At 48.0% G+C, this 15,745-nt stretch carries 6 protein-coding genes; 5 read left to right on the top strand and 1 reads right to left on the bottom strand.

The annotated features are described in order from the left end of the window. Positions 1–12 precede the first annotated feature (12 nt). From MHH57_RS22820 to MHH57_RS22800, 5 genes are all read left to right on the top strand, one after another. Entirely contained in the window at positions 13–480 is a 468-nt protein-coding gene (locus MHH57_RS22820) for a GNAT family N-acetyltransferase (protein WP_342434556.1), read from the top strand. Beyond that, positions 473–1,522, top strand: coding sequence for a pseudaminic acid synthase (pseI, locus tag MHH57_RS22815; protein WP_342434555.1), 1,050 nt, complete (start codon positions 473–475; stop codon positions 1,520–1,522). The genes MHH57_RS22820 and pseI overlap by 8 nt, the downstream gene beginning before the upstream one ends. Positions 1,523–1,548: 26 nt before the next feature. Then, entirely contained in the window at positions 1,549–2,496 is a 948-nt protein-coding gene (locus tag MHH57_RS22810; protein WP_342434554.1) for a GDP-mannose 4,6-dehydratase, read from the top strand. Between the two features lie 30 nt (positions 2,497–2,526). Next, a complete protein-coding gene (pseC, locus tag MHH57_RS22805) occupies positions 2,527–3,711 on the top strand; it encodes a UDP-4-amino-4,6-dideoxy-N-acetyl-beta-L-altrosamine transaminase (protein ID WP_342434553.1) in 1,185 nt (394 codons plus the stop codon). Between the two features lie 311 nt (positions 3,712–4,022). Continuing rightward, positions 4,023–4,220, top strand: coding sequence for a cold shock domain-containing protein (locus tag MHH57_RS22800; RefSeq protein WP_013312263.1), 198 nt, complete (start codon positions 4,023–4,025; stop codon positions 4,218–4,220). Positions 4,221–4,378: 158 nt separating this feature from the next. Here MHH57_RS22800 and MHH57_RS22795 read toward each other — a convergent pair whose 3' ends face one another. Then, positions 4,379–15,454 (bottom strand): adhesin, encoded by an 11,076-nt coding sequence (locus tag MHH57_RS22795; protein ID WP_342434552.1) that lies wholly within the window; start codon positions 15,452–15,454, stop codon positions 4,379–4,381. Positions 15,455–15,745 lie beyond the last annotated feature (291 nt).

Genomic DNA, 15,745 nt, shown 5'->3' with positions numbered 1-15,745 from the left:
AGTGGGGATCATATGGAGCTTCGAAGCGCGACCTTAAATGATTCGATCATCATTTTTAATCTAAGAAATGATTTAGACACTAGAAAAAATTCATTTGTTACGGACGAGATTCCCTATGAAGAGCATAGACATTGGTTTGAAAAGTCATTAGCTACCAAAACAAGGAAAATACTCATTGCTTATGAAAATGAAGCCTTAGTAGGAGTAATTAGGTTAGACTTAAAGAGTGACAATGAAGTGGTAATTAGCATAAATATTGATCCAAGTCTTAGACAAAAAGGATATGCTAATAAAATACTATGCGAAATTGAAATTTATACAACCTCTTGGAATAATAAAGTAAGGATTCTGACTGCTCTGATAAAGCCAAGCAATATTGCTTCAATTAAATTGTTCAGTAAGAGGGGTTATGCTGTCGTTTCAAAAAATAAGGAAGAAATAATAATGTGTAAAGAGCTTAGGGGGGAATGTCTTGACTGAATTTAACATATTAAACAGGGAAATAAGCACCAATACTCGTCCCTTCATCATTGCAGAAATGTCAGGAAATCATAATCAATCATTGGAGCGTGCCTTGCGTATTGTGGAAGCAGCGGCAGCTGCGGGGGTAGATGCCCTGAAAATCCAAACCTATACTGCTGAAACTATGACTCTTAATATAAATTCAGGAGAATTTTTTATTAAGGATGAGGATAGTCTGTGGGAAGGCAAGAGCCTATATAATTTGTATCAGGAAGCATACACTCCATGGGAATGGCATGAACCTATTTTTAAGAGATGTAATGAGCTCGGGATTATAGGGTTTAGTACTCCCTTTGATGCTACAGCGGTAGATTTTTTAGAATCACTTAATGTTCCGGCTTATAAAATAGCTTCATTTGAAAATACAGATATTCCATTAATTAAAAAAGTAGCCTCTACGGGAAAACCTGTGATTATCTCTACTGGAATGGCTACTATAGCAGAATTAGAAGAAGCTGTTCTGGCAGTGAGAGAAACAGGAAATAATCAAATTGTATTGTTAAAATGCACTAGTACTTATCCTGCATCACCTGAAAATACAAATATACGTACAATTCCTCATTTAAAGGATTTATTTAATACCCAAGTAGGATTGTCCGATCACACTATGGGAGTGGGAGTTGCTGTTACTAGTGTTGCGTTAGGTGCTACTGTAATAGAAAAGCATTTTACTTTGTCTAGAGCTGATGGGGGAGTAGATTCAACGTTCTCGTTGGAACCAGATGAAATGAAGTCACTAGTTATGGAAACTGAAAGAGCTTGGCAATCTCTCGGAGGGATCTCATATGGAGCAACGGATGCAGAAAAAGCTTCTCTTCAATTCCGAAGATCATTATATATCTCTGAAGACTTGCAGGCGGGAGATATTCTCACAGAAAAAAATGTTAGGGCAATACGTCCAGGTTATGGTCTCCCACCTAAATATATAGATCAGTTATTGGGAAAACCAGTTCGTAAGAATGTATCAAAAGGGACGCCTATCAGTTGGGATATCTTATGAATTCACAAAATAAAGGAGGAAAAAATATGAATATTCTACTCACTGGTGGCGCTGGTTTCATTGGGCGTTGGGTCGCCAAGCGTCTGCTGGAGGATGGGCATCAGCTTTGGATTGTCGACGATTTGTCGAATGGACGCGAGGAGAATTTGTCGGAATTAGTCGAACACAGCAACTTCAAGGAATTCATCAAAGGGAGTATTTTGGATGAAGCGCTGTTGGAACGGTTGTTTGAAGAGCATTCGTTTGAAATTTGCTACCATTTGGGAGCTTCTATAAATGTACAGGATTCTATTGACGATCCGCGAACTACTTTTAATAATGATACGGTAGGTACTTTCGCAATCTTGGAGCAGTGCCGCAAGTACCAGACCAAGGTAGTTTTTATGAGTACATGTATGGTATATGACCGCTGTAGCGACAATCAAGGTATTAATGAGCTACATCCTACCAAACCTGCTTCTCCTTATGCAGGAGCAAAGGTAGCTGCTGAGAATATGGTACTGTCCTATTATTTTGCTTATGGTTTACCGACCGTAGTTATTCGTCCATTTAATACGTACGGGCCTTTCCAAAAGACAGGTGGTGAAGGCGGCGTAGTTGCTATTTTTATTAAAAACCACTTGGAAGGTAAAGATCTTAATATCTATGGGGAAGGCACACAAACCCGTGATCTTCTGTATGTTGAGGATTGCGCTCGCTTCGTTGTAGAGACGGGTTTTAGCGATCGTGTCAACGGTCAGGTTGTCAATGCGGGATTGGGGCAGGATATTTCTGTGAATGATCTAGCGTTGCTTATTAGTGGGGACTCGTCGCGTATCAAGCATGTGGAGCATATCCATCCGCAAAGTGAAATTCAAAAGCTTCTGTGTAACTCAACGAAGGCGAAGGAGTTACTTGGTTGGGAACCACATATTAGTTTGGAAGAAGGTATTAAGCGTACTACAAGATGGATTCGTGAGAGTGGCATGATTTAGTTTGTTTTAAGTATAGAGGGGGTTAACAGGATGTCCGATGATTTATTGTCTGGACCTGTGCGTGAAACACTGCTGCCCTATGGACAGCAATGGATTGATGATGAAGATATTCAAGCTGTAGTGGGTGTACTCCGTAGTGGTTTTATTACTCAGGGGCCTGCGATTCAGCAGTTTGAAAACAAGGTTGCTGAATATGTGGGTGCCAAGTATGCGGTGGCGTTTACCAACGGAACTGCCGCACTGCATGGGGCATGCTTTGCTGCAGGAATCGGACAAGGTGATGAGGTCATCACAACACCACTTACGTTCCTCGCTAGTAGTAACTGTGTGCTATACCAAGGTGGAACACCAGTGTTTGCAGACATTAAAATGGATACCTACAACATTGATGCGGAACGGATTGCTGAGCGGATTACTGAGCATACCCGGGCGGTCATAGCCGTCGATTTTACAGGTCAGCCAGCTGAACTAGACAAGATATCGATGCTATGCCGGGATCATGGGCTGGTGTTAATTGAGGATGCTGCTCATTCTTTGGGAGCAGATTACCAAGGGAGCAAAGTAGGTTCATGGGCGGACATGACTATGTTCAGTTTCCATCCGGTCAAGCATATTACGACAGGCGAAGGTGGCATCATTACGACAAATTCTGAGGAATTTTATCGAAAATTGTTACTGTTCCGTAGCCACGGTATGACACGAGATCCACAGGAATTGACAAAAAACGACGGCCCTTGGTATTACGAAATGCAGGAACTGGGATATAACTACCGTATGACAGATATCCAGGCTGCATTAGGTCATTCCCAGATGGACAGGCTGGATACATTTGTAGATAAACGTCGAACAATCGCTCGGACGTATAATGAAGCTTTGAGTGAGTTGACAGGTATTGTTCTTCCTGAACAACTTGTCGGGGCCCACTCCAGCTGGCACTTGTACGTTATCCGTTGGCAACCTGAGCATTTTAAAGTAGATCGGAAAACAATATTTGAGGCACTACGTTCTGAAAATATTGGTGTAAATGTGCATTACATTCCTGTTTATCTACAACCTTATTACCAACACCTCGGGTATGAGAAAGGGCTGTGCCCGAACGCTGAGGAGTATTATCGGACAACAGTAACACTCCCTCTCTTTCCTAAGATGACAGATCAGGACGTACAGGATGTAATCCAGGCGGTTCGTAAGATATGGACCCGATATACAAGATAATCCGAATAAATGTAACAAAACTACTTTTTTGTATGAGATGCAGGATATTTTTCTGTGATCAAGTCGATTTGTCGGAGAAATTTATTTTAATTTTTGGATTCAAATTAATTTTTTTAGGGTAAAGGAGCTGAGAAGCTCCTTTATTTTTTGCATTTACTGCCCTTGACTAAATCAATATCGAATCTAATTTGTGGTAAAAAAATGTATGAAAACATTATCAATTCCAATTGACAATGGATAACTTTGGATGGTATAGTCGGAAATGTGGGCGAGAGCTTCACTTCATTTGATGACGAAGGGAATGTTAGTGCATGCAAGGTAAAGTAAAATGGTTTAACGCAGAAAAAGGTTATGGTTTCATTGAAACATCTGACGGCGGCGACGTATTTGTACATTTTTCCGCAATTCAAACAGAAGGCTTCAAAACACTTGAAGAAGGACAAGACGTGGAGTTCGACATTGTCGAAGGCGCACGTGGACCACAAGCCGCTAACGTAACCAAATTATAATCATCCCCGGCATAGCCGACCTACATAATTGGTAAGATGGTTAGCAATGGATAACGCGCTAGCACTGCCCTGGAATTTATTCCAGGGCTTTTTTATGTTTTCTAATTACATAAAAAAGCCCCTTACCCAGTGGTAAGGAGCTCAACACAATAGAACTTTTACTCTAGAGAACCATCAAAGTCAGCCATCTCCACAAAAATGGTATTGGAGGAGGCAGATTGATTCTCTACGCTTCCGTCTGGATAACGGAATTGATAGCGCAGAATAACTTGGGCGATCAGATACGCACGGAGCGCAGATTCGATGTCGAAAGAGAATACGATGACGGCTTTGTGGTCTGGGTCAAGCCGACCTAACGGTATATCTTGGAGCAGGTTAGGATGCGGAAGCGGCACAGAATTCACGGTGACCGTTCGCAGCAAAATGAAATCTTCGGCTGCAAATGGTGCAGTGAGCAAGAGCTCTTCCAGCGGGGTATTGCCGATGTTTTCCACATGGACGGTGAAAGACAGGGTATCTTCTTGGCCGACACGCAGAGCGCTGGAGCTAAGCGTGAGTTTAGGAATGGCTGCCATAACGGTCACGCCAACGGTGTTGGTCTGGGAGGTTTCCTGGATGGTCTCTCCTCCACTACGACGTGAGGTATATTCGATGATGGCCTGGTTGCTGAATGTTCCATCCGCAGGTGCTTCACGAATTTGCGTCTGAAGCGTAAGGGTGAGCGTCTCCCCTGGTGCAATATCCGGGAGCGTGATACCTGCGGCGGGATTAGCACCTGGCTGTGCTTTTTCTTGGATAGTTAGGCTGTTGGGTACATAAATGAGTCCATGCGGCAACGGGTCCGTGAACAACGGATATTGTGCAGAGATCCCCCCTTTGTTAGTAATCTGAATGGTGAAGGTGAGTGTGTCGCCTACAGAGGCATCTGTGGTGTTCACCTTTTTAACTAATTCGAGCAGTGGGGATACAATTGGGATCGTAACGGCTTTGGTAGTCAATGTCCCTGATACGACTCTTCCTCCAGGTAGCGTAAACGAGTAGGCAAAGGCAGCTTGATTTACGATGTAGCCAGATGGAGGCGTCTCCGATACGGTCACTTGATAAGTCAATGTCAATGACTGTCCTGGTTCCACATACCCTAGGCTAACACCGATAGTTGGATCGGCTCCCGACAGTGATTGACCGTTCAACTGTATGCTGTCAGGAATCAACAGAGTCCCGGCAGGAATGAAATTTTGCAGTGTAACTTCGGATGTTACGTTGCCGAAGTTGTTGAGCAGTACCGTATAGGTAAGACTTTCTCCTGCGATGGCCTCCGTATTTTCCGTGGAGATACTTGCGGCAAGCTGTGGATCGAAAACAGCTATAGTCACGGTATTGCTGGTAACCTCGCTAGCACCGTCACTGCCAGCATATTGAAGCCGCACGCTATTGTTTAGACGTCCTCCGAGAGGCAGAGACTGAACGTTCACGCTGTAGGATACATCAATTGTCTGTCCTGCCTGCAAGCTGCCGATAAATAATGGTTCACCCGGCTTGCTAGAAGCAGGTGGAGAACCGCTAATTCTCAAGCTACTCGGGTTTATGATGGTTCCATTCGGTACGTAATCGGCTAACACTACATCGGTAATGACCGAGCCTCCATCATTAACAAGAGTCAACTGATAAGGCACAGCATCGCCTAATGCGACAGTAGACACTGTTGTGCGTAGCACGGCTGACAAGGCTCCTTTAGCAGTAGGGGCTACTTTAACCGAGACAGAAGGTGAAGCAGTTACCAGATTCGTGCTTCGTCCGTCCGGCAGCTGGTAGGAGTAAGCCAGCGAAGCTTGATTCACCAGTGTGCCAGACTCGGAGGCACGAACGACAAGCGCGGAGAAGACGGTAGTCGTCTTTTCTCCTGGTGCGATAGTGCCTAGGGCAATGCCTTGCCCTGGACTGACGCCATATTGAGGGATTCCATTAACCGAAACAGAGCCAGAAACAAAAGAAAGCTCCGATGGCAGTGAGTCCGTTAACAAGCCAAATGCACCGATATTCCCAGTATTTTCTGCAATGATGGAATAGGTGATGCTTTGACCTGGCTGTACGCTCTCCGTGCTGGCTATTTTCGTCAGTTTCACTACAGGCTGAAGTAAGGCAATGGTGACAGCATTGGACAAAACGGCACTCGCTTCTTCACCATTTGAGAGTAACAAGCGTGCCTGATTCGTACGTGGTCCTGGCTGTTCTGTCGCTGTGATACGGACATCAAAGGATATGACAGTCTTGGAATTCGCTTCTAACGGTGGCAAAGGTATACCGGTGCCGGGATCGCTTTCTGTTACCGTAGATCCATTAATCTGAACTGAACCTGTAATAAACTCGATGTCTTCTGGCAAAGTATCCAGCAAACGGGCATCTTGCACGGTATTTGTATCCTCGTTGAAGATCACGAGTTCATACGTTAAGGTTTCGCCAGTAGTGGCGAAAGGTGAGCTTACGCTTTTACTTAATGTGATGTCTAGCGGTGACACGGCAACCTCAACAATGTTGGATAAACGGAAACCGCCTGCCTCTCGCCCATTTGGTGCATTAAAGCGATAGTCTACCTCGGCCTGATCAACCAGCAGTACGGTTGCAGGGATGGAAGATACCAGCACTTGGAAAGTGACAGTTGCCGATTGTCCTGGTGGTATGGCTGGAGTCGGGATGCCGGAAACCGGGCTTGCACCGGGAGCTGCAATGCCATTAATCGAGACGGTGTTGGGAAGGAATACAGAGCCGTCTGGAATATTGTCGCTTACTGTAGTTGAGGCTGCAATGTTACCCGTGTTGGATACGACAATCGTATAAGTGATGATGTCTCCGACGGTGGCATTATTAGTATTGCTTGTTTTGACTGCTGTCAGAATCGGCTGGAAGACTGGAATAGTTACCACATTAGATGTTGAACTGCCAGTAAATGCCCCGCTGGTAAAGCTAACGGATGCCTGATTGGTTAATTGTGCCGATGTGGGCAAGAAATCAACTCGAGCCTGGAACGTAACGGTAGTAACAGCTCCTGGAGCGAGCGTACCGATGGCAATACCAAATCCAGGATTTCCATCAGGGAAGGAGGTTCCATTTACAGTAACACTGCCATTCACAAAGGAGCTTCCTGCTGCAATGATATCTGAAACCACTATATTATTGGCGGTACTGATTCCATTGTTGGAAACGGCCAAGGTATAGGTGATGATATCGCCGACAATGGCGTCTGTAGCTGCTGTTCCTTTGACAATGCTCACATCTGGCGAAGATACAGAGATACTAACTGTGTTGGATACCGCAGATCCGGATACTGTTCTGCCATCTGGTGGTTGGAAAGTGAATGAGCCTGATGCCTGATCGACCAGTACCTGTGGATTAGGCAGAGTATTGATAACGGTTTGGAACGTTACGGATACCGTTCCGCCTGGCAACACGGATCCAACGGGAACGCCCGTTTCGATGGACAATCCAGGTTGCGGACTGCCAGCAATGCTGACACTGTTGGCAAGGAAAGTCGATCCGATCGGGATGTTATCGCTGATGGTAAGCGCTGCTGCAATATTGCCGCTATTTACGGCCGTAATCGTGTACGTCAGTGTATCGCCGACGGAGGCGTTAAGAGTGCTGGATGCTTTAGTAATTGCAATTAGCGGTTGGAACACAGGTACGATGAGTGGATCGGAAAAGGCAGTGCCAGTGAACGTTCCGCTAGTAAACGTGACGGCTGCAATATCTGTGAGCAGGGGTGGCTGCGGCAAAGACTGGACAGTCGTTTGGAAACTGACGACGAATGTATTTCCAGGTGCGACGTTTCCAATGGCAATTCCAGCAATCGGAGAGGCATTAGGGAAGGCTACTCCGTCGATGAGGACACTGCCCGGAACGAAGGAGGTACCTGCAGGAATTGTATCGGTCACGACAGTATCTGTGACTGAATCCACACCGCTATTCGTGATGCTCAGTGTATATCTGATCGTATCTCCGATTACAGCGGCTGCCAGACTGGATGTTTTCGTCACCTGAATATTAGGTGCAGACACAGCAACATTGACTGTATTGGATGTGACGGAACCACTCAGCACCCTACCATCTGGTGGTGAGTACGTAAAATTCGCTTGCCCTTGGTCGGTTAATATAGGCGGAACTGGCAGAGACGAGACGATGGTTTGGAAGCTCACTGTAATACTGCCTGAAGGGGCCAGTGATCCGAACGTTATGCCTGTAACTGGCGAAGCTCCTGGTACAAGGATGCCATTAACGACTACGCTGTTAGGCAGTAGCTCAGAGCCAGTAGGAATGTTATCCGACAGCACAGGTATAACGGCAATATTTCCGGTATTGGTGAGTGTCAGGGTATAGACCAATGTTGATCCGATCTGTGTATTGACGGTATTGACGGTTTTGGTCAGGCCGATGATTGGCTGATAAACAGGCAAGGTCACCGGATCGGATTGCGAAGACGAGGTCAACGCGCCCGAAGTAAAGCTGACGGTTGCTTGATTAGTTATTTGCGGCGGCTGCGGCAGACTAACGACGGAGACCTGGAATGTAACGGCTGCCGAGCCACCTACTGCAATGGTGCCAACAGGGATACCTGAGCTTGGTGATGCAGTAGGTACAGATGTGCCATTCACGGTTACACTGCCAGAAACAAAGCTGGTGCCGGGCGGCAGCTGATCAGATACAACGGCATTGACGACTTGACTGATTCCGTTATTCGTAGCGACGACAGTATACGTAATGGTATCTCCGACTACGGCATCCGTAGCAGAGGCTGTTTTGGTAACGTCCACATCCGGCGAAGAGACAGGGACGGTCACGGACGGAGATACTGCACTTCCAGTCAGGACACGACCATCTGGAGGTTGATAGCTGTAAGCTGCGGTCGCCTGATTGACCAATGTACCTGATGCGGGCAGTGAGGTAATGACTGTCTGAAAGGTCAGAGTAACGGTCGTAGCTGCACCTATGATACCTAATGGAATCCCAACACTTGGATCTGAACCAGGTGCGGCGGTGCCATTGATCACTACACTATTAGGTATAAAAGCAGCCCCTGCCGGGATGGGATCACTAAGTACGGTATCTGCACCGATGTTTCCAGAGTTCGTAACGGAGAATGTATAGGTTACAGTATCTCCAACTGTAGCTCTTCCCGCTCCCGCGCTTTTAGTTACAGTGACGATCGGTTGATACACAGGGATGGTAACGGGATTGGATACCGAAAATCCATTAAATGCACCTGAAGTAAAGCTGACGGTTGCTTCATTAGTGATGGACGCCGGTGTCGGCAGGGATTGTACGTTAAGCAAAAAGCGAATCGTGGCTCCGCCACCAGCTCCAAGCGTTCCGACAGGAATGCCATTTTGTGGGTTGGCTGTAACAACAGGAGTACCATTAATTGTAACGCTGCCCGGGACAAAGGCGGTTCCGAAAGGAATGGTGTCCGTAACGATTACGCTAGTAACCGGATCGAGTCCGTTATTGAACGCAGTTATGACATATGGGACAGAATCGCCCACGACAGCGACAGCCACCTCGGCTGCCTTTGTGACTGTTACATTCGGTGACGAGATTGGAATGGATACAGGCAGGGCTGCTCCGCTTCCAGTCAACGTTCGTCCATCTGGCAATTGGAACGTGTAGTTCACAGTGGCCTGGTTGGTCAGTATAGAGCCAGGTGGTACTGATATGACCACGGCGCTAAACGAGACGGTTACCGTCGCGCCTGGTGCGATTGAACCGATATTGATGCCTGTAATAGGGTCCGCTCCGGGAATGGGCGCACCGTTGACCAATACGCTATTTTGATTCAGGCTAAGCGAGCTGGATAACAGATCAAGCACGACCGTTTCTGCAGGCGCGTTGCCGGTATTGGTTACAGTGATGAAAAAACCAAGTGTATTCCCTACGGTAGCACGATCCGCACTGAGGGTATTGGTCACATTCAAGATCGGCTGTAATACAGGCAGGCTGACTTGATTCGAGACGGATTGACCTACAAAAGCCCCGGAATTAAAGGATACCGTTGCCTGATCTGTTGACAAACCTGATGCTGGCAAGGATGTTACTGTGGCCTGGAAGGTAACCGTTGCTGAGCTGCCAGCTGGAACAGTGCCTACGGACACACCTGTAGCAATGTTGGCTCCTGGTATAGTGATACCGTTGACTTGTACGGAGTTAGGTATAAAAGTAGTGCCATCAGCTATCGGGTCGATAAAGACCGTCCCTGTTACAGGTTCAATGCCTCCGTTTGCTGCGGTAATGGTGTACGTAATGGTGTCTCCAAAGGCTACAGAAGTCTGATTGACTGTTTTGGTCACGGTGACATCTGGATTGGATACAGGAATGAACACCGGATTGGATTGGACGCTTCCGTTTAATGTGCGACCGTCAGGTGGCTGGAAAGTGAATGTGGCCGAACCTTGATTTAACAGGCCCAGGCCAGTGGGGACAGCGTTAATGACCACTTGAAAGGTAAGAGAAACAGAAGCCCCCGCTGCAATGTTTCCGACTATTACCCCTGATTGGGGATTGGCTCCAGCAACAGGCAGACCGTTCACGGTGACGCTATTCGGTATAAAGGAGGAACCAGATGGAATGGCATCGGTGAAGGTGGCGGTTGCTGCTAGATTACCTGTATTTTGGGCAGTGAGTGTATAGACTACGGTGTCGCCTACCGTTGCTTGACTCGTATTTGCGGTTTTAACAAGACTGATAATAGGCTGGTAAACAGGGACGACAACGGTGTTGGAGAGTGATGTGAAGTTCAGTGTACCACTGGTAAAAGAAACTGTAGCCTGATCACTCAGCTGAGGTGGGTCAGGCAGGCTGTTGACAGACACGGAAAAGGTAACGGTTGTTGACGCTCCAGCAGCGATGGAGCCAATTGGAATCCCCGTTAAGGGGCTGGCTGACGGCAGCGTTGTTCCATTTACGATAACGGAGCCAGGAACAAAAGAGGAGCCTGTCGGAATGGTATCGGTCACACGAACATCTGTTATGATTTCGATGCCACTATTGGTAGCTGTAATAGTATAGGTTATCGTATCACCAGGAACGGCATCAGTTGCCGAGGTGCTTTTACTGACCTGCACATTGGGTGACGATACAGGAATTGTGACAATATTGGACGAAACATTGCCGTTAACAATCCGGCCATCCGGCGGTTGAAAGGAAAAGCTGATATTCGCCTGGTCGGTGAGTTGGGGAGGTAAAGGCACGGAAGTAATCACCACCTGAAAAGTTGTTTGAGTTACGGCTCCAGGTGCAATGGAGCCAATAGACAGACCTGCTTCGGGACTGGTACCAGGAATAGGAACACCGCTGACGACCACACTGTTCGGTACTAGTGCTGAGCCTGCGGGAATATTGTCTGTCAATGTGGCAGCAGCAGCTATGTTACCATGGTTGGTTACCGCCACGGAATACGTTACGATATCGCCAACCGTTGCCCGTAGGAGGTCAGCAGTTTTACTTACAGTTAGCACTGGAGCATTGACGGCTACTGTCACCGGGTTAGATACTGACACGCCGGAAAAAGCACCGCTCGTGTAGCTGACACGCGATTGATTGGTGAGCTGCGGTGGACTTGGTAATGGAGAGGATACCGTTACCCTGAAGGTGATCGTAGCTCCCCCTCCAGCGGCAATGCTCCCAATTACGATACCTAAAGAAGGATCTCCACTGGCTATTGTGGAGCCATTCAGCGTTACGCTACCCGCAGTGAATTGAGAGCCGGCCGGGATAGGATCGGAAACGACCACATTGTTCACGGTCTGGATTCCGTTGTTAAGTACGGTCAGGGTGTATAATACCGAATCACCTGGAATGGCGGTGAAACGGTTTGCAGTCTTCGAAATGGACACATTCGGCGCAGACACAGGAATGGATAGCACGTTGGACGATGTGCTATCTGTTCGCACCCGCCCATCAGGCAACGTAAAGGAAATGGCGGCGGTGGCCTGGTCTGTCAGTTGAGATGGTGTTGGAAGAGAGGCTACTACGGTTTGAAATGTCAGTGTGATAGGGCTTTGCGGCGACACGGTTCCGATGAAAATGCCTGCTGCTGGACTGGCTCCAGGCTGACTAACACCATTGATTACTACGCTGTTCTCCATAAATGTGGAACCGGCAGGAATAACATCTGTCAGCGTTACAGAAGCATTATAGTTACCGTTGTTCGCGACCAACAATGTATACAGAATTGTGTCGCCTATCGTAGCTACTGTTGTATTTGCAGATTTGACCACACTGATACGAGGCTGATAAACCGGCACAGAGACGGTATTCGTCTGGGATGTTCCGGTAAAAGCACCGCTGGTGAAGCTGACACTGGCTGTGTTTTGCAGCGGCTGTACGGACGGAACGGCGTTGACTAGCACGGCATAGGACACCTGCACGGATGCGCCTGCGCCAATGGTACCGACTGGAATGCCACTTCTTGGATCGACTGTGCTCACAGGTGAACCACCAACGGTTACGCTTCCGGGTACAAATGACACGCTGCCGGGGAGTGGATCGGTAATCACGGTGTTTGTGATGGGGTCAATTCCGTTATTAACGGCGTTCACGCTGTAGGTCAGCGTTTCGCCAACACTAACGGATGTGAATCCCGCAGACTTGGTTACGGCTACGTTGGGAAGCGAAATCGATACGGAAACAATATTGGAAAAAAGCGAGCCCGAGAGGGTTCTTCCGTCTTGCAACTGATATGAATATTGGAGCAGGCCCTGATCGTTTAATCCACCCCCGGGTGGTAGGGAATCTACTGTCGTCCGGAATGAGACTGTAATTTGTGCACCAGGGTTTACGGTGCCCACTGAAATTCCCGTATTAGGATTGGCGCCTGGCACTGAGGATCCGCCGACAATGACGCTTCCGGGAATAAAGGTGGAGCCTGTCGGTACGGTTTCCGTCAAGGTCGTGTTTAATACGGCTGCTCCGGTATTAGCGATGAGAAATGAATAAGTAATCGTCCCGCCAACACTGGCACGGTTGGAGCTTGCGCTTTTGGTAATCGTCGGGGCTGCAATAACGACTGGTATGGTTACAAGATTGGACAAAGATGATCCGGTAAAGGCCCCGGAAGTGAAGCTGACAGTTGCACGATTGTTGATCTGTGCAGGAGAAGGCAGAGAATTAATGGCTGCCCGGAATACAACCGTAACCGATGCGCCTGGAGCTAAAGTGCCGATCGGAATGCCGTTCACAGGTGTAGCACTCGCAGAAGCAGTTCCGTTCACAGTGACGCTGCCAGGTACAAAGGCAACTCCGTTTGGCAGCGGATCGGTAACGACTACATTGGTCACATTGGCGATTCCGTTGTTTGTGGCGGTTAGGGTAAACTGAACAGTCTCTCCGACTGCGGCTGCTGCCAGAGAAGAGGCCTTTGTCACGGTCACATTTGGTGAGGAGACGGGAATGGTGAGCGTGTTGGACGTCCCGCTTCCGTTCAATACACGTCCGTCAGGTGGTGTGAAGGTATACGTGTAAGCCGCCTGATCGGTCAAATTACCAGAGGCGGGAACCACATTGACCAGGGTCTGGAAGGTCACGGGTATAGTAGCACCTGTATTAATTGTTCCTACTGAAAAGCCAGTAGCGGGATTGGCAGCAGGCACGGAAGAACCGCCAATGGTCACACTACCGGCTATGAAGGATGATCCGGTGGGAATGCTCTCCGAAAAGCTGAGATTTGCAGCAATGCTGCCCGTGTTGGATATCTGAAACGTGTACGTAATCGTATCTCCAACTGTAGCAGCCGTTGTATTGGCACTTTTAACAATACCGATGACAGGCTGGTAGATCGGTGTGCTCGCAGTGTTGGACGGAACGTTGCCGGAAATGACAGGTCCTCCAGGTACGGTTTGGAAGGAAAAGGATGCTGATGCTTGATTGCCCAGCTGGGTGTTTGCTGGCAATGAAGTGACGGTTGCCCGGAATGTAATGGTCACCGTGGAAGCAGGAGCTACACTACCCACTGTGATACCTGTAGTGGGATTAGCTGTTGGCTGGGCTGTGCCCGCGACAACAACACTGCCGGGTACGAAGGTAGCCCCGGCTGGTATGGTATCGGTAAGTACTGTGTTGGAAGCACTAACGAGCCCCGTATTCGAAATGTTAACCGTATAGGTCACTGTATCGCCAATAACCAAGCCCGTAGAGCTGGCCGTTTTGGTCAGAGTCACCAGCGGAGCATTGATATCAATTTGAATGGCGTTGGCATTTACAGTGTAAATATCGCCATTGGTTGTCAGCTGAAGGACACCCGTGGTCTGGCTGTTGAGTAGCGTGGAGGAAATATCGACATTGGTAATGTCCCAGCCTTGCCGTCCGCCTGTCACCTGCGTTCCAGGTGAGCCATTTACGGCATTAGTTGTTCCGAAGGTCCCGGTCGTGACCAATGTACCGTCGTCTCCATTTATTTGGGAAGCGAAAAAATTAGTTGAAAAATTATTAGGCCCAGACAGCGCAGTCAAACTGGATGTGGTAGGTCCAAACAACGCACGGTCACCAGTAATGTCCACGTCACCTTCTTGGGCGCTAATCAGCGCCCTACCGCGCAAAGTCCCCTGTACAGGCGTGGCAAAGCCACTCACTACAACGTTGACTGAGCCAGTAGCACTGCTGACCCCCTCACCGCCTACACGCAGCGACAGGTTACGGAAGGGCAGAGATGGGTTATTGTACACCACAGCGAGCGTCCAGCCGGCATGGTTGGTATTGGTGGAATCAGGAACCGTGATGGTGCCCGTCACATTTCCGACCGTGTATGCCCCTGCGCCGCCTTGAATGACCAGATTTGTGACATTCGCTGTTCTCACATAGGTACTGATACTGGTGACGTTGACTGATGTTGCAGATTCAGGGCTGACCGTGGTAGATAAAGCAGGTGTCTGAAATGTGACCGGGTTACTGGCGCTGGACAATACATTGGTGCTGCCGTTGGCATAACTTCCTCCCCAAATAAGCTCAGCATACAGCACTGTACTGCCCGCAGGGAGCACAAGGAATGCTGTCGATGAGTTACTGGTAAAGGTAGAAGTCGTGCCAAATGGATACGTGCCGAAGCGAGAGGCTGTATTGGTTGTGATGAAAGCGCCAATGCTGGTCGCTGTTCCCGGCACTCCTACCGAGTTAGAACGTGCCAGCCCAAGTGTATTCCCTATAAAGGTGACAGCCCCCGTCTGGTTCGTTACGTAACGCTGAATAAAAGCCATGGATTAGCTTCCTACTTTCCATCTCTTCCAAATCTGTTATCTTGAGATCTCCGTATAGGAAGAGCCAGCTAGGCTGGGTGTAATAATCCTTTCGTATAAATTGTCTGGGTTGTAACCAGGCCTTGCATACCGCACAAGTCCATGTACCTGTCCAGCGGGAAAGGGACACCCCCTTTTTCGATAAAATCGCTTAGCATGAAGCCCAAAATAGTTGTTTGTCATGACGTCAGCGGAGCAATATTCGTATATGCACTCATTATTCACATATGTATGCAAGTCGATTTTAAACAT

This window comes from Paenibacillus sp. FSL H7-0442 (assembly GCF_038593105.1).
In the GTDB taxonomy this organism is placed as follows: domain Bacteria; phylum Bacillota; class Bacilli; order Paenibacillales; family Paenibacillaceae; genus Paenibacillus; species Paenibacillus polymyxa_D.
Note: the sequence above shows the minus strand (reverse complement) of the source record. Positions and strands in the feature narration are given on the sequence as shown.

Coding starts and splice junctions, on each gene's coding strand:
- MHH57_RS22820 (WP_342434556.1), top strand. CDS start 13: ATGGAGCTTCGAAGCGCGACCTTAAATGATTCGATCATCATTTTTAAT.
- MHH57_RS22810 (WP_342434554.1), top strand. CDS start 1,549: ATGAATATTCTACTCACTGGTGGCGCTGGTTTCATTGGGCGTTGGGTC.
- pseC (WP_342434553.1), top strand. CDS start 2,527: ATGTCCGATGATTTATTGTCTGGACCTGTGCGTGAAACACTGCTGCCC.
- MHH57_RS22800 (WP_013312263.1), top strand. CDS start 4,023: ATGCAAGGTAAAGTAAAATGGTTTAACGCAGAAAAAGGTTATGGTTTC.
- MHH57_RS22795 (WP_342434552.1), bottom strand. CDS start 15,454: ATGGCTTTTATTCAGCGTTACGTAACGAACCAGACGGGGGCTGTCACC.